The 16,106-nt window shown below is 45.9% G+C and carries 13 protein-coding genes; all 13 read left to right on the top strand.

All coding sequences use genetic code 11. From position 1 onward, the window contains the following. Nucleotides 1-39 precede the first annotated feature (39 nt). The 13 genes from ASG81_RS09235 to ASG81_RS09290 all read left to right on the top strand — a co-directional run bounded on the left by ASG81_RS09235 (nt 40) and on the right by ASG81_RS09290 (nt 16,057). Nucleotides 40-2,049, top strand: a complete 2,010-nt coding sequence (locus ASG81_RS09235) for a glycoside hydrolase family 31 protein (RefSeq protein ID WP_056632319.1) — start codon at nt 40-42, stop codon at nt 2,047-2,049. Nucleotides 2,050-2,511: 462 nt separating this feature from the next. Further along, nucleotides 2,512-2,919, top strand: a complete 408-nt coding sequence (locus ASG81_RS09240; protein ID WP_056632322.1) for a hypothetical protein — start codon at nt 2,512-2,514, stop codon at nt 2,917-2,919. Nucleotides 2,920-2,924: 5 nt separating this feature from the next. Continuing rightward, nucleotides 2,925-4,652: a cache domain-containing sensor histidine kinase gene (locus tag ASG81_RS09245; RefSeq protein ID WP_056632325.1), complete on the top strand. Its 1,728-nt coding sequence runs from the start codon at nt 2,925-2,927 to the stop codon at nt 4,650-4,652. 1 nt (nt 4,653) lies between these two features. Next, nucleotides 4,654-6,111, top strand: coding sequence for a response regulator (locus ASG81_RS09250; RefSeq protein ID WP_056632328.1), 1,458 nt, complete (start codon nt 4,654-4,656; stop codon nt 6,109-6,111). Nucleotides 6,112-6,226: 115 nt separating this feature from the next. Continuing rightward, nucleotides 6,227-7,912, top strand: coding sequence for a hypothetical protein (locus ASG81_RS09255; RefSeq protein WP_056632331.1), 1,686 nt, complete (start codon nt 6,227-6,229; stop codon nt 7,910-7,912). 883 nt (nt 7,913-8,795) lie between these two features. Beyond that, nucleotides 8,796-9,239: an ABC transporter permease subunit gene (locus tag ASG81_RS09260; protein ID WP_268795766.1), complete on the top strand. Its 444-nt coding sequence runs from the start codon at nt 8,796-8,798 to the stop codon at nt 9,237-9,239. A 464-nt stretch (nt 9,240-9,703) separates the two neighbouring features. After that, nucleotides 9,704-10,343: carbohydrate ABC transporter permease (locus ASG81_RS09265; protein ID WP_235548804.1), on the top strand; the 640-nt coding region annotated here is incomplete at its 3' end. Nucleotides 10,344-10,954: 611 nt separating this feature from the next. Then, complete coding sequence (locus ASG81_RS09270; protein WP_056632334.1) at nt 10,955-11,509, top strand: TetR/AcrR family transcriptional regulator; 555 nt, start codon at nt 10,955-10,957, stop codon at nt 11,507-11,509. Nucleotides 11,510-11,527: 18 nt separating this feature from the next. Next, complete coding sequence (locus tag ASG81_RS32625) at nt 11,528-11,761, top strand: alcohol dehydrogenase catalytic domain-containing protein (RefSeq protein WP_235548793.1); 234 nt, start codon at nt 11,528-11,530, stop codon at nt 11,759-11,761. Next, a complete protein-coding gene (locus tag ASG81_RS09275; RefSeq protein ID WP_235548794.1) occupies nt 11,712-12,548 on the top strand; it encodes a zinc-dependent alcohol dehydrogenase in 837 nt (278 codons plus the stop codon). Before ASG81_RS32625 ends, ASG81_RS09275 begins: the two co-directional genes overlap by 50 nt. 311 nt (nt 12,549-12,859) lie before the next feature. Further along, nucleotides 12,860-14,242: an ABC transporter substrate-binding protein gene (locus tag ASG81_RS09280; protein ID WP_056632338.1), complete on the top strand. Its 1,383-nt coding sequence runs from the start codon at nt 12,860-12,862 to the stop codon at nt 14,240-14,242. Between the two features lie 67 nt (nt 14,243-14,309). Next, entirely contained in the window at nt 14,310-15,215 is a 906-nt protein-coding gene (locus ASG81_RS09285; protein ID WP_056632341.1) for a carbohydrate ABC transporter permease, read from the top strand. A gap of 2 nt (nt 15,216-15,217) precedes the next feature. After that, entirely contained in the window at nt 15,218-16,057 is an 840-nt protein-coding gene (locus ASG81_RS09290; protein ID WP_056632344.1) for a carbohydrate ABC transporter permease, read from the top strand. Nucleotides 16,058-16,106: the final 49 nt, after the last annotated feature.

A 16,106-nucleotide genomic window follows, 5' to 3' on the forward strand; every position in this document is an offset into this window, starting at 1 on the left:
TACAATTGGACTTTAACGCTTTTGCGGAAGGGGATATTCATGAATTTTTTTACTGTCGAACATGGGAAGCTGATCTTTGAGAATAACGGAGAAAGCTTGCAAATTGAAGGATGGGGTGAAAATAGTTTACGTATCCGCTCCCGAATGATGGGTGAAATACTGGATACGGACTATGCCTTACTGCCTGTTAATGGCGATGCGGAAGCTGCGATAGAGATCGATCATGAAGCTCAAACCGCTACCATTCAAAACGGTAAGATAAAGGCGGTGGTCAGACATTCGTGGTGGGATACTCCGGGACGAATTTCCTTTTACAATGATAAAGGAGAATTATTGCTTCAAGAAATAGGCAGCGGCGGAGCTTTGAAGCTTCGGTCAAGAGCATTCAAGCCAATTATCGGAGGGGATCATCAATTAACGGTTTCTTTTGCCGGAAATGATGGTGAACGAATCTACGGAATGGGTCAATACCAGCAAGAAACCTTTGATTTGAAAGGCTCCACGCTTGAATTGGCTCATCGCAATTCCCAAGCCAGCGTCCCGTTTTTGTATTCCAGCAAAGGGTATGGCTTCTTATGGCATAATCCGGCGATCGGAAAAGTTAACTTCGCGAATAATAGAACGGAATGGGTTGCAGAAAGCACAAAACAGCTGGATTATTGGATAACAGCAGGCGATTCACCGGCAGAAATAGAAGCCGCGTACGGAAAAGCGGTTGGTACCGTTCCCATGATGCCTGAATATGGACTTGGCTTCTGGCAGTGCAAATTAAGATATTATAATCAGGAACAGCTGCTCGAGGTTGCAAGGGAATATAAGCGAAGAAAGCTGCCGATCGATGTAATCGTAGTTGACTTTTTCCACTGGCCCAAACAGGGGGACTTTAGATTTGAGGAAGAATTTTTCCCTGACCCGAAGGCAATGGTGGATGAGCTGAAATCCATGGGAATCGAATTGATGGTTTCGGTTTGGCCGCAGGTTGACCGCTATAGCGAAAATTTTGAAGAAATGCGCCAAAAGGGTTATTTGATTAAAGCTGAAAGGGGAGTCCAAGTTGCCATGATGGATTGGTTCCCTTCCAGTATTTATTTTGATGCTACAAACCCTAAAGCCAGGGAGTATGTATGGTCAAAATGCAAGAAGAATTATTATGATTATGGAATCAACATCTTCTGGCTGGATGAAGCAGAACCTGAATACGATGTATATGACTTCGATAATTATCGCTACGCTATGGGACCTAATGTTCAAATCGGAAATATATATCCGCAGCGCTATTCCAAAACCTTTTATGACGGAATGCAGGCGGAAGGACAGGACAAAATCGTAAACACGGTTCGCTGCGCTTGGGCAGGCAGCCAACGATATGGCGCATTAGTGTGGTCGGGAGATATTCATTCTTCATTTGAAGATTTCAGAAAACAAATCGTTGCAGGCCTTCATATGGGAATGGCGGGGATCCCTTGGTGGACGACGGATATCGGAGGCTTTGCAGGAGGTAACCCGGACGATCCCAAATTCCGTGAATTATTAATCAGATGGTTCCAATGGGGGGCTTTCTGCCCTGTTATGAGATTGCACGGCGATCGCAGGGGAGGCAAGGAAGTATTCAGAAAAGACGGCAGCAAAGCATTAAGTACCGGCGGAAACAACGAGGTATGGAGCTTTGGGGACGAGGCTTACGAGATATTGGTTAAATATATGGAATTGCGGGAAGCTTTAAGAGACTATACCCGTGAGCTGATGAAAGAAGCCCATGAGAAAGGCGCGCCGGTGATGAGGCCGCTCTTCTATGAATTCCAGAATGACGATAAGGTCTGGGATATCAAGGACGAATACCTGTATGGTCCAGATCTGTTGGTGGCTCCTATTCTTTATGAAGGCGCCGTATCAAGAGAGGTATATTTGCCTGGAGGTTCAACATGGACGGATGCGCGTACGGGAAGTGTCTTTGAAGGCGGACAAGCTATTCTTGTTGAAGCTCCTCTAAGCACGATGCCGGTATTTCTACGGGACGGAAAACAAGCGTATCTTATCGGAAAAATATAATATTCTATCTCCGGTCGGTCGGAAAGGGGGAGGGGAACTGGGTAAGAATGATATTGAAAAATTGCGTGATGCATTATATCAATTAGCTTCGTTACATCAATATAATCTCCTTATGTTTCATGTAAAGCTGGGATGTCGTAGCGTATCAGAGTTATCGAAAAAGTGAGTTTCAGTCACCGAATATCAAGAAATATATCGATGATAATGCAATAAAGTTCATTATGGGCAATAAAAAGCTATCCTCAGATTGGGATGCGTATGTCTCGGGACTTAACAGTCTGAAGCTCGACCTGTATTTGGAGAATATTCAAAAGGCGATTGACAATAGCAAGTAAGAACTGCCGCCAAGTTATAGTAGCCGGGTTCCTTGCACAGGAACCCGGCATGTAACTAGGGATCTTATGAAGTATGGAAGAGAAAAATCATGAATGAGCAGCTTAATAATTAAGGAGGATCGTCATTATGTATTTATTTATAAAGAAAACAACCTGGATGGTGGGCGCCCTGGCCGTCTGTCTGTCAGCAGTAATGCTGTTGCAATTGTTCGTCCCCGCGGCGAACGATCGTGTATTCGCGGCTAATGAAGGTACGCAACCTGAACCTGCTAACGGTTATTTGGACAAACTTGATTTCGGCAATGCCGATTCTGAAAGCGCTCACAATTTAAAGGGCGCCTTTACGAGCGTGATCACCGGTTTCATGGGCGAAACAGCCCGGGTGTCGAATCTTCGCGTAGCTGATGGGGAAAAGCAGGGCTTTAAATTCAAGCCCGATCAGAATCCGGATAATATGTTGGCGCCGGATCTGACGGATGCGGAGAAGCAGGCTCTGATCGATGGCTACGTGCAAGATCAGGTTAAGAGGAATTGATAAGCATGATGGGACACTTTCGTAACCTCAGCCTTACCAGGCAAATCCTTTATTTGATTTTGATGATGTTGATTATCCTCCTGATCTCATTTGTCATCTCGAACATGGTTGCCAAACGTATTGTCGAGAGCAAGGTAACGGACTCTGCCGCAAAATTATTGAATCAGGTTGAAGAAAATATGGAAAGCTTTTATGCGGACATGGAGAGAATCTCGGGTTCAATGCTGTATAGTCCGACGGTGCAAACCTACTTGGACTTGGAGGACTTTTTGTCCAGAATTCTCATGTACAACGAGATCGAATCGGTTTTCTCCAATACCACCGCATTGAAAGCGAATATCCGGGGCATCCAGCTTTACAACCCGGAAGGAAAGATGATCGCCGATTCGGGTATCGGGATCGGCGAAACCGTCCGACTGCCGCCTCCAAGGATCGAATATTCCGGTTTATTGACGAATCCGAATACGGATGGAATCATGCCAAACTATTCCATCTCCGTTCCGATTTATAATTTGGAAAGCACACCGGTCAAAGAATACATGGGATATAGCGTGTTTTTAATGGATGTCCGCAATTTCCGCAATATATTGAAGAGCGCAAAAATGACACCCAATTCCCGGCTATTCCTCCTTGATCAAAACAAAGAGATTATGGCCAGCGAAGGAAATACGCCCAGCATCGATACGTTTCAATTTGAGGAGTTGAAGAACGACAATCGATATATCATGCAGACGAGTACGCTGTCCCGGACCGGGTGGGAGCTGATCAGCGTCATACCGAAGAACGAGCTGCTGCAGGAATTGAATATCGTACAAAGGCTGAACATAACGACATATGCGGTCATGTTTTGTTTGCTCGGTCTCTTCCTGATCATTTTTTTCACCCGTATCTTACGACCGATTAAAGCGCTGATGGATTTTATGAAGTCCTATCCGAAGACGGGGGGAGAAAGCCGCTTTCCAGTGGTCTATCATAACGAAATTGGCGTACTCGCTGCCAACCTGAATAAAATGCTGGACGAGATCGACAGCTTAATCAAGCAAAAGTACGAAATCGAAATTATGAAAAATCAGATGGAAATTTCGGCGTTCCGCAATCAGATTAACCCCCACTTTCTTTACAATACGCTCGAATGCATTAGCGCCATGGCGATCTTTTATAAGGCACAGGATATAGGCAATATCTCCGCCTCCTTATCCAATATGTTCAGGTATTCGGTCAAAGGAGGCGATTTCAGCACGATTCAGGATGAAATATCACATATTAAGGAATACGCGAAAATCATCGAATACCGCTTCATGGGGAAAATCCGGGTCGTCGTCGATGCGGATGAACGTTTGTTGAAGCAGAAAACAATTAAAATGCTTCTTCAGCCGATGGTGGAAAATGCCGTGTTTCACGGATTGGAGATGAAGATCGACAGCGGCGTCGTTCGAGTGGAAGTGAAGATGACGGAGCAGAACCAGGTTCAATACATCGTACAGGATAACGGATACGGGATGGAAGAAACCCAATTGAAAGAGTTGGTCGCCCGGCTTAGGCAGTTTGAAAGCCAAGGCTGGATGGCGAGGGAAGCAACGAAAGGAATCGGTTTACCCAATATTAACCGGAGAATCAAGCTTTTATACGGAGACAAGGCCGACATGTCCATCTATAGCAAACGCGGTACCGGAACTACCGTTATAATCACTTTCCCCTTACAAGACCATGCGGAACCATTGGAGGTTGAATAACATGTTTACGGTATTGATCGCAGACGATGAGCCATGGGTTGTGTACAGGATTAGAGAAATGATCGAATGGGAAAGGCTCGGCTTTACCGTTATCGGAGAGGCGCACAACGGACTGTCGGCTCTGGAGATCATTCTGGAGAAGAAGCCGGATGTCGTCATTTCGGATATCCGCATGCCCGGTTTGAACGGGATTGAGCTTCTGGAGCAAATCCGTTTCCACGAGTTGAGGAGCAACGTGATTATGATCAGTGGATATTCGGAGTTTGAATATGCCCAGAAAGCGCTGCGGTTCGGTGCCTTCGATTACTTGCTCAAGCAGGTCGATAAGGACAAGCTGACCGATGCGTTGGAACGGTTGAAAGCGACGCTTGAGGAGAAGCAGAAGGTGCAAAAAGGACTGGAACTGCTGCTGGACGATCTTTTCGAAATATTCGAGTACGATGAGAATATGAAGCTGCAGAACTTCTTGTCCAGCCGGGGAATTGATTGCGATTATCCCCACTTCCGGTTCATAAGCTGTCTGTACCAGGATTCATCGTTTCCCGATGCGGGCGAGACGCAGCCGGCGTTCTCCGGGATCCGTTATTTGCGGTTTCGTACGGGACAGAATAAAGTCTCCTTCCTGATCAATTATGACGAATTGAAGTATCCGACCGGTTTACTTGATTTTATTTCAGATCATTTGTCCGACGCCCGGTGTATCGGGATCAGCGGAATCGGTGTCTATTCTACGCCTGTCGCCAAGCTCTATCAGGAATCGGATATTGCCCTTTGCAGCTTCTTCACCCGGCTCGAAAGCCGGATCATCGAATATAAACAGGCAGCCGATCATCCCTTGGCATGGATGGGAACGATTCTGCAAATCGAAGTGGCCGTAAAGGAGCAAAAGCCGGAGCAAGTGAACAGATTGCTGGATGAGCTATGCACCGAATGCAAAGAGCGGTCCATGCAGATCGACCAATTATGCGCGCTGTACAATCAAATCGTTTTGCTCTCATACAAATATTACAGCAGTACCGACGCAGATTATGAAATCGAATATATGAACTACGATCAATTGTTTCGCCAGTACCGCTTGGTCGAGGAGTTGTTCGGAAAGCTGAAGGCCATTTTCCGGCAGCAAACCGGCGAAGAGCTGCACATTTCCAATGAGATGGTAAAGAAAATCATCGAATATATCGATGCCAACTTTACGGAGGATATTATGCTCGTTGATTTGTCAAAGAAGTTCCATATCACCGTCGGATATGTGAGCGCTCTTATGAAGAAGGAAACGGGAAAAACGTATATGGAGTATGTGATGAACAAAAGGTTGAATCTGGCTAAAGAATTGCTGCAGGATACTTCGTTATCCATTCAAGAGATCGTGGAGCGGGTAGGGTACCGGGATTATTTTCATTTCAACAAAATTTTCAAAAAGTATTTCGGAATAACACCGGGTAAATTTCGTAAATTGTAGCCTTGTCCAAAATTATCGAAAAGCACAAAAAGATTAAAATGGAAACATAGGCTGTCTGTACGTATGCAGTTATGCTAAAGAAGCAGTAAACAATATATGCAGGGGGATGATTAATATGAAAATGAAAGGGTTTACAATTCTGGCGTTGGCCGCAACGATTGCGTTGTCAGGCTGCAGCGCCAACAAATCGGGAAGCGGAAACGCTACCGAACCGGCAGAGCCGGCGAAAACCGAGACGACTGCGGCGCCGGTGGATCTTACTTGGTTCTCTACAGTTGGAGGCTGGAACCCGCCGCAATGGACCACGGAGCCTGGCACCGTAATGGGGGAACAGACGAAAAAGACGGGGCTCACCTTTACTTACAACATTCCGGCACAGGACGGCGATACGAAATTGAATCTGATGACGGTTTCATCGTCGGACTCATTCCCGGATGTCATTACTACGGTAGGCCCGGATATGGGAAAGAAGCTGGTTGAAGCCGGCAAGGTTTGGGAATTGGAAGAATTCCTTACGAAATACGATCCGGAATCCCATTTGCTCAAAGATTATCCTGAAGATGTAAAGCAGCAAATGATCAAACATTATGGCGGCTGGTACGCGATCGGAAGCCACATGACCAGCGGTGATGCGAGAGAGGTATATCCGCCGTCAAGCGATTATTTTGCGGATGTGGCGAAGTATGCTGAAAATAAAGGTGTTATAGTCAACGCGAATATTTTGAAAGAGGCCGGCATTGCCCTTTCCGATCTGAAAACCGAGGATGGCGTGCTCGCGGCTCTTAAGAAGGTAAAGGACATGAAACTGACGGTTGACGGCCAGCCTGTCATTCCGCTTCAGATTCACGGCAAAAACTACCATGGCGAAACGCTCCAATTCCTGCACAGATCTTTTGGAGCGATGCCGATTGACAAGGACGGTAAATTTAGACATATCTACATGTCTCCGGAAAACAAGCATGCCATTCAATTCCTGTTTAAGGCGGCCCAAGGCGGGTACTTCGATCCCGGCCAGATGACAACGGATGATGCGGCGATCGAAGCGAACGTCTTGTCCAAACGTGTGTTCATGTTAATCGGAGGGACGCCCAAAGGCAAATTTGATACGGTTGATTTCTGGGTTTCGCCCGGCGCGATCTTGTCGAGTGAAGGCACAAAGCCGGTGTTCCCGTTCTATTCTGAACCAGATCGTGGCTGGATGCAAACGCACATTTCCAAATCGACGAAGGAACCGGAAAAATTGGCGAAATGGCTTAGTTATGTGACCAGTGCCGAGGGGATGACGCTCAGTAACTTTGGTATCGAAGGCGTTCATTACACGAAAGACGACAAAGGTCTCATTACAAGAACGGATGAAGGAATTCAAGCTCAGAAGGACAGCAGCAAAACGGCAGTGGATATCTTCTGGCAATTCGCCAATATGGCATTCCTTGAAAACGTGCAGCCTGCTCCGACAAAGAGGGAAGGCGCCGGCGGTTTGATTGAAATGGAGGCGAAGACCGCTTACGCGAGATCGCCGGAAGTCGTTCGATATGATGCTTCCGTACTGAAATTGCCTGGCGATTTCTATGCACCGGGAAGCAAAAATGCAATCGCAAGAGATCAAATCCAGCAATTTTATGAAGCTCAGGTTGCCAAGATGGTGTTGGCGAAGGATGAGGCAGCGTTCAACAAACTCTATGACGAGTTTGTCGCTAAGATGAAACAATTGAAGGTCGACGAGCTGGATGCGGCGCTGAATGAGGAGCTCCAGAAGAAGTCTCAGGAAATGGGCGTAACGGTTAAAGGCATTAATTCTTAATMGTATGATTTGAGTGATGAATAGTGCCAAAGTGCATGTGCATTCCATGCTGCACTTTGGCATTRTCATTGTTTTTCAAGGGAGGGACGAATGATGGCAAAAAGCGCCATTGAGGGAGGCATCCCGACAGCAAATATCAAAAGAAAAAAAWCGTTCAGGCTCGGGCACGATCTTCGAACCCAGTTGGAGCTCATGACGATGCTTTGGCCAGCAATTATTATGATTGTCATATTCGACTTTATCCCGATGNCGTTCAGGCTCGGGCACGATCTTCGAACCCAGTTGGAGCTCATGACGATGCTTTGGCCAGCAATTATTATGATTGTCATATTCGACTTTATCCCGATGTCCGGGCTGTTGATGGCATTCAAGGCCTACGATCCCATCACTGGTTTTAAAGGGATTTTTACGAGTSAATGGAACAATTTCGAGAACTTTATGAYGATTTTCCGGCAYTTTGAGTTTTGGCCCATGGTGAGAAATACGCTAGGCATTAATCTCYTTGGGTCGCTGGTCGGGATCCCGGTAACCCTGATCTTCGCGCTATTGTTAAACGAGATCCAGAATGCCAAGTTTAAATCGTTTGTACAGACCGTCACGTACCTGCCGCATTTTCTTTCATGGGTTATCTTTGGCGGGTTGTTCATCACGCTGCTCAATCCGGATGGCGGCATCGTAAATTTTTTACTCCTGAAACTGGGCCTGATCGATGAGGCTATTCTGTTTTTGGGCGAGCCAAAATATTTCTGGGGCATCGCCATCGGAACAAATTTGTTGAAAGAAATAGGCTGGGGCGCCATCTTGTATTTGGCTGCCATGGCAGGCATCGACCAGTCTTTATATGAGGCTGCNAATTTGAAATTGCCGCTTTCCTATTCTGTTTTTGGGCGAGCCAAAATATTTCTGGGGCATCGCCATCGGAACAAATTTGTTGAAAGAAATAGGCTGGGGCGCCATCTTGTATTTGGCTGCCATGGCAGGCATCGACCAGTCTTTATATGAGGCTGCSGCTATCGACGGTGCGAGCCGTTTGAAACGAATGCTGCACATCACGCTGCCCGGCATTTTGCCTACGKTTATGATTCTGGTCATATTCGSAATAAGCGGCATGCTGAACAATAACTTTACGCAGATTTACGTCCTGCAAAACTCTTTGAACTTGCCGACCAGTCAAGTTATTGACACTTACGTGTATCGAACGGGTCTTGGGCAGTTCCAGTTYGCTTCGGCTACGGCGATCGGGTTAATGAAATCGGTGTTTGCGCTTGCGCTGCTGCTTGGAGCCAACTATCTATCCAAGAAGCTTACAAAATCTGGTTTGTTTTAAAATATAAGAAAGTATATGTTTCACTTTATACTGTGCTTATATTTCAACGCGAAACGTTAGCTTAGCCGCCAAGGACGGCGACAGCCGTTTACGCTTGAGCGTATGCTTCCGAAGCGAGTTTTTCGCTTGCAGAGAAGATGATTTATGGAAGCAGCGAGAATAACTTTTAGGAGGCGTCCGGAATGGTCGGAGGCAGGAGCTGGAGAGAACGTGTTTTTAATGTGACGAATGTCGTCATCATGATTATGATTATGATCGTGACGATATATCCGTTTTGGTTTTCTGTCGTCAATTCTTTGAATACAGGCGACAATCTTGTGCGCGGACCCATATTTGCATGGCCAAGGGAATTTACATGGGCGAGCTGGGCGACGGTTATGTCGGACCCGGGGATGCTTAAGGCTGCATGGATTAGCGGTTCGCGGACGGTGATTGTAACGGTTATCTCTATTCTGTATACGGCGATGTTTACTTACGCCTTTTCCCGTTCTTATTTAAAAGGGAAAAAATGGTATGTGGTAATAGGCTTTACGAGCATGTACTTTAGCGGCGGTCTGATTCCTTCGTTTATGCTGTTGAATTGGCTCGGTTTGTATGATACTTACTGGGTTTACATCATCCCTGCCCTTTTTGGCGGATTTTGGAACGTCATTATTTTCAATGCGAATTTCAAGGCGATTCCCGAAGCTCTGTTCGAATCGGCCAAAATTGATGGAGCGAATGAGTATACGATATTCTTCCGTATTGTTATCCCGTTATCGAGGCCGGTTTTGGCTGCTCTTTCGGTGTTTACGGCAGTCAGCGTATGGAACGATTACGGAGCGACGCTGTATTTCACCCAATCCGCTGATTTGCAGACGCTGCAATATTTGATCTTAAAGCTCATTCAGTCTACGGATGCGATTGAGCAGATGGCTAACACCGTGAACGCCAACAATCCCGCAGTCGCAGAACTCTACTCCAAAGCTCAAGGTGCGGGAACCGTTACAGCCCGAACCCTTCAGTTGGCGGCGATGGTTATCTCGTCGATTCCGATGGTAATTATGTACCCGTTTGCGCAGAAGTTTTTTATAAAAGGCGTGCTGCTCGGTTCTATAAAAGAATNTGGCGGCGATGGTTATCTCGTCGATTCCGATGGTAATTATGTACCCGTTTGCGCAGAAGTTTTTTATAAAAGGCGTGCTGCTCGGTTCTATAAAAGAATAGTTGCAGGATTTCAATTGGTTAATCGTGGACGAGTGGAGAGGGCAGGAAGTTTACCGTTCCGATGATTTGATCAACTGGGAATGGTACGGGCTCATTCTCGATTAGTCGGGAACCAGGGAAGATGATGGCAAGATTGGCCTGCATGCAGGCCTGTTATATGCGAAAAAAGACGACTTCTCATCCCAAATAACGGGATGAGCGTCGTCTTTTTTGATCCATAATTCAGACACTCCGTAAAACATGTAAGTTTATCGCGCCCCAAGCATAATTGATGCCATTAAGGTCAGCCGGAATTATAATCTGGTTGGCCTTTTTGCAGCTTTCCGGTTAGCAGAAGAAGCAGAAGAAGCAGTACGAAATCAAGCGCAGCCAGCAGCACCAAGGACGAGCAGAATTTTAGAATTAGGCTTGGTCTGCCTCTAGTGGGAGAAAATTGACGTTGCAGAAAATATAGAATATAGTTATTATACACTTGTGTAATAAGAATAACTGTTTTTGGAGGGCGAGTGATGAATGAGCAAGATTTACGGGTAATCAAAACAAAAAACAATTTAAAAAATGCATTGATTATTTTATTAAAGGAAAAGCCGTTAGAAAAAATTACGGTTACGGAATTGTGTAACGCGTCTGGCATTACGAGAAAAACCTTTTATTTACATTATGAAAGTATTTCAAAATTGTTTGAAGAAAAAGTTGAGCAATTATTGGTTGATTTAGAGTCATCATTATTAGCAACTTCCAGATATCGTCAAAAGACAGACCGTTATCGTTTAGAACCCCAAATGATTCATCTATTCCAACATGTATACGATAATCAAGATTTTTATCGTTTCATGTTCCGTACAGGTTCAAATTTTGCTTATTATGAGATGTTTTTTTTGCAAATGAAAAAACTTGTGAAACGGTCATTGGATTCTATGGCGACGATTAGACAGGTAAGCGATTTTGAAATATCTTATCAAGCGAATGCAATTCTAGGTGTAATCATGGAATGGTATTACCATAATTTTCAAGAAACAATTGATGACATGAATCAATTATTAATTAAAGCTTTAAAACTTTAGTCTAAGGAGCGAACCGATATGATGAAAGCAGCAATTTATTATGGAAAAAATGAAATTCGTGTAGAAGAAAGACCAATTCCTGCGGTGGGCAGTAAAGATGTGTTAGTTCGTAACTTGCGAGGCGGAATTTGTGGCACGGATATTAATATCGTGAAAGTTGGCGCAGGCAATATGGGTATTAGTTTGGGTGCAGAGTTTGGACATGAAATGGTCGGGGGAAGTCGTCCAGGTAGGAGCAGACATATCTGCTGATATTAAAGTCGGAATGCGTGTTGGCATTAACCCAATTACGGCGAAACGAGTAGGGCGTCGCAAATCACTGGAATGCTCAGGTTTTTCTCAATATGTCCTGATAGAGGATGCGGCATTGAATTATAACTTATACGAAATGGATCAAAATATTCCATTAGAAGCAGCTGTTTTAATGGAGCCTTTAAGTGTCGGGCGACACGGTGCTTTCCGTGTAAACCCTCAGCGGGCAGATAAAGTCGTTGTTTTAGGCGCTGGTCCGATTGGCCTTTCAGCTACGGCAAGCTTGATTGCAGAAGGCATTACGAATGTTTGTGTCGTCGACATTGAAGATTGGCGTTTACAAAAAGCGACAGAACTAGGCGCCGTTACAGTGAACACCAAGAAAGAGGATTTAGCAGAAGGTTTAACAAAGCATTTCGGCGCAGTAAACGTTTATGGTCAAACCGTCCCGGATGTTGATGTTTTTATCGATGCGGCCGGTGCACCCGTTCTATTCGAAAATGTAATGAAAATTGTTAAATCTCAAGCGAAAATTTCGATTATTGCGGTTTATAAAAATGAAGTACCCGTCAGTTTATCCCAAATCATGTCAAAAGAACTGCAAATTCAAGGTGCAAGCGGTTATACGCATGAAGATATTACAAAGGTAGTCGATCACCTGACTAATAAAAAAACTAATATTGCAAATATCGTCACACAGGTCTATAAACTGGATGATATCCAAGAAGCGTTCAACGCAGCAATCGAAGCCAAAGAGGCTATCAAGGTTGTCGTTGATTTATCATAACTTAATTGCAGTTCATGAATGTTACGAAGTAATGTTAAAGCCACAGTCGATCGGACGATTGTGGCTTTTTCATATACAAAACGATGAATAGGATAGGGACAGCGAAGGCCAGGATAAGCGTAAGTATGAGGCTAAGTATGAATCTAATCATGATTGCCATCACAAGATTGCCCATTATAAGCAGCGGGGCGCGGATCGTACGCAGGCCAAGTAAGTTTGTAATCTAGCCATAGTTATTGTAGTTTTGTCGAATACTTGTTTCAGCGCGGACAAGTTATGATTAAGTAGAAAACAAACACAGGAGGGTTAACATGAAAAAGAGAATTTTGACATCGCTCGCAGCAATCATTGCAACATGCGTGCTCATAACCGGATGCGGAGCGTCTACCGGCAATGGCAATGAAAATCAGGGCGGCAAGACCGCGGAAGAGCCGACAACGGCCCCTAAAACCAATGAGCCGGTTACGATTCGGGTCGCGCTGAATAAGGGCGAGGTTTCGGATGACGAAGTGAAAGAATTTGAGACGAATAATCCCGGCATTAAAATTAAACTTGAAGAGCTCAATCCGCAGAAGCTGGCTGCCCAAATCGCCACGAACGATGCGCCGGACCTGATTCGGGCGCAGGGTGCAGTCGACCTGACCTCTTATGTCGTCAAGGGTCTGGCTTTGGACCTTACTCCGTATCTGCAGAAGAGCCAAGTACTTAAAGAAGACGATTTCCTTCCTCCGGTGAATCTGTTCCGCTTCGACGGGAAGGTTCAAGGACAAGGACCTCTATACGGCATGCCGAAAGATTGGTCGCCGGATTTTACAATCTTCTACAACAAAACCTTGTTTGACGCTGCTGGCGTGAAAGTTCCGGATTCGAAAACGCCGCTCACGTGGAACGAATTGATGGAACTGGGCAAAAAATTGACCCTAACGGAAGACGGCAAGGTGAAGCAATACGGCCTCGCGTTGGGTTCGAAAACGCAAGCGGACCTTCCGTCCATCATGCTCGATCTGGCAAGTAAAGGCGTCAAGGTTTTCTCCGAAGATATGAAAACAGTCGATTTTACAAAACCGGAAGTGAAGGAAGCTGTTTCCATGTGGGTGGATGCCGTCAAGAATAATCTGGGTAAAAACGACGTGAACCAGGATCCCGCTACATGGGGCGGAGATTTGTTTATGAACAATAAAGCCGCCATGATCATGGCAGGCTACTGGTTCTCCGGCATGATTCGCGGCGACGAGAAGATGAAGACGCACCTCGACGATTTCGGCATGCTTGCGGCGCCTATTGCCGAGAATGGTGATCGAGTGTCGCCGACGGGCGCAGCTACCGGATTTATCATTAGCAAGAATACAAAGAATCCGGATCAGGCCTGGAACGTGTTCGAATATATTATGGCGGGCACTCCGGCGAAAAACCGCGCATCCGGCGGCTGGGGAGTACCGGCGCTTAAATCGCTGATTCCTCTAATGCCGCAGGTAACCGATTTCGACAAAAGGGTGTACAACCAGCTTCAGGAAGAATTGAAGTACTCGAACGTTCCTTTGGAAAGCAATCCGTTCTTGCTTAACGGCCAAACCCTTCTGGACAAATACGTGACGCCGGTTTATTTCGGCAAAGCGGATCTGGATGACGCCTTGAATGAGCTGACGAAAAACATGAACCTGATTATTCAAGAGAATATGAATGCCACGCAGTAAAAGCTGTTAGTTAAAGAAGGGAAAGGGAGAAGGCATTCTCCCTTTCCGTTTATGGGAGTGACGAATCATGCTGCAAACAAAAAAATGGAAACAATACGGGACTTTTTACGCCTTCGTTTCGCCCTGGCTTATTATCTTTATCACCCTTGGGGTATTCCCGCTGCTGTACGGCCTATATCTGAGTTTTACGAATTACACGGGCTTTAACATGGACAAATTGAAATTTGTCGGGTTGAACAATTACAAAACGGTGTTTGAGGATTCCGAATCGATGTATGCGCTCGGACGCACGCTGCTGGTTACGGCGATTAACGTCCCGCTCAGTCTCGCCATCGGCCTGCTTCTGGCAATCCTGTTAAACCTGAAGATCAAAGGGCTTTCCTGGTACAGAACCGCTTTCTATATGCCTTCCGTTGTGCCGGTCGTTTCCACCGTATTGATGTGGAAATTTATTTTTTCCGGCGAAGGGCTGCTTAATACTTTTTTCACCCGTCTTCATCTTCCGCAGGTCAGCTGGCTCGGCTACGATTATGCGACAACCGCGCTGATCGTGATGCTGTTATGGGGAGCGGGCAGCAGTCTGCTCATCAATCTCGCAGGCTTGAAGGGTATTCCCGCCGATTTGTATGAGGCGGCCGAGATTGACGGAGCAAGTCCGATCCGCAAATTTTTTGCGGTCACTTTGCCGCTAATGACCCATATCCTGTTCTTAAATTTAATTATGGGCATCATAGCGTCGCTTCAAATGTATATCCAACCAATCCTGTTGACAGGCAAAACGCTTCTGGATGCGCCGATTAAGCCCAATTATTTATATTTGGTACACGCTTTTCAGCAAATCTTTGCGTTTCAACGGTTCGGTTACGGCTTGGCGCTCATGTGGGTCTTGTTTATCGCGATCCTGCTGCTGACCGTATTAGTCTTTTATTCAAGCCGTTACTGGGTCTATTATGAGACCGAGCAGGAGGTGTAGGGATGGTTAACTCTGGAATCAACAAGCTGCCGCTTCGAATTGCAGTGTACGGCCTAATCGCTTTATTTACGGTCATTTTCGCTTATCCTTTCGTTCTGACGGTCGTCAATTCTCTCAATCCGCTGGGTTCCCTGCCGACCCTACTGCCGACTGGTTTCGATTGGAATAACTACGTATTGGCCGTGACCATGATCGAGTTTCCTGCCTTTCTGAAAAACTCGTTCATCATTTGCGCCATCTATGTGCCTTTGACGACAATGTCCAGCGCGTTGGCCGGGTTTGCGTTCGCGAGACTTCACGCGCCGGGGAAGAAACTGTTCTTTCTGGTGATTACTTCCACCATGATGCTTCCCCAGATCGTGACCCAAATCCCGACTTATATTCTCTTCAATAAGCTGGATTTTAATAATACGTTTTATCCATGGCTCCTATGGGGCATTGGCGGGGCGCCGTTCTTTATTTTTCTTTACCGGCAGTTCTTTTCCTCGATCCCGAGGGAGCTGGAAGAAGCTGCGCGGATCGACGGCTGCTCCACGCTCAGAATTTACTGGACTATTTTTCTGCCTTTGGCAACGCCGGCAACCTGGACGGCGGCGATTATGTGTTTCCAGTGGACCTGGGGCGACTTCATTACGCCTTTCATGTTTTTGAAGGACGAGAATTATCCGCTTGCCACAGCCCTGGCTACGATTGGCTATCACCTGCCTGACAACCCGAACGTCGTGCTGCAGCAGCCGAGCTCGGCTGCGGCGATTCTGTTCATGCTTCCAACGATTGCCGCCTTCTTCTTCGGGCAGAGGTATTTGGTGGATGGTATTGCCGCGGGAGCTGTTAAAGGTTAAACTGGAACTGAATGTCGATTATTGTCGATTAATGTCTGTTTAATTTTCA

Origin of the sequence: Paenibacillus sp. Soil522 (assembly GCF_001428245.1) — a bacterium.
GTDB lineage: Bacteria > Bacillota > Bacilli > Paenibacillales > Paenibacillaceae > Pristimantibacillus.

Excerpts from the sequence above, each read along its gene's own strand:
- ASG81_RS09240 (WP_056632322.1), top strand. The coding sequence starts at position 2,512 with ATGTATTTATTTATAAAGAAAACAACCTGGATGGTGGGCGCCCTGGCC.
- ASG81_RS09280 (WP_056632338.1), top strand. The coding sequence starts at position 12,860 with ATGAAAAAGAGAATTTTGACATCGCTCGCAGCAATCATTGCAACATGC.
- ASG81_RS09235 (WP_056632319.1), top strand. The coding sequence starts at position 40 with ATGAATTTTTTTACTGTCGAACATGGGAAGCTGATCTTTGAGAATAAC.
- ASG81_RS09250 (WP_056632328.1), top strand. The coding sequence starts at position 4,654 with ATGTTTACGGTATTGATCGCAGACGATGAGCCATGGGTTGTGTACAGG.
- ASG81_RS09270 (WP_056632334.1), top strand. The coding sequence starts at position 10,955 with ATGAATGAGCAAGATTTACGGGTAATCAAAACAAAAAACAATTTAAAA.
- ASG81_RS09245 (WP_056632325.1), top strand. The coding sequence starts at position 2,925 with ATGATGGGACACTTTCGTAACCTCAGCCTTACCAGGCAAATCCTTTAT.
- ASG81_RS32625 (WP_235548793.1), top strand. The coding sequence starts at position 11,528 with ATGATGAAAGCAGCAATTTATTATGGAAAAAATGAAATTCGTGTAGAA.
- ASG81_RS09290 (WP_056632344.1), top strand. The coding sequence starts at position 15,218 with ATGGTTAACTCTGGAATCAACAAGCTGCCGCTTCGAATTGCAGTGTAC.
- ASG81_RS09255 (WP_056632331.1), top strand. The coding sequence starts at position 6,227 with ATGAAAATGAAAGGGTTTACAATTCTGGCGTTGGCCGCAACGATTGCG.
- ASG81_RS09285 (WP_056632341.1), top strand. The coding sequence starts at position 14,310 with ATGCTGCAAACAAAAAAATGGAAACAATACGGGACTTTTTACGCCTTC.
- ASG81_RS09275 (WP_235548794.1), top strand. The coding sequence starts at position 11,712 with ATGAAATGGTCGGGGGAAGTCGTCCAGGTAGGAGCAGACATATCTGCT.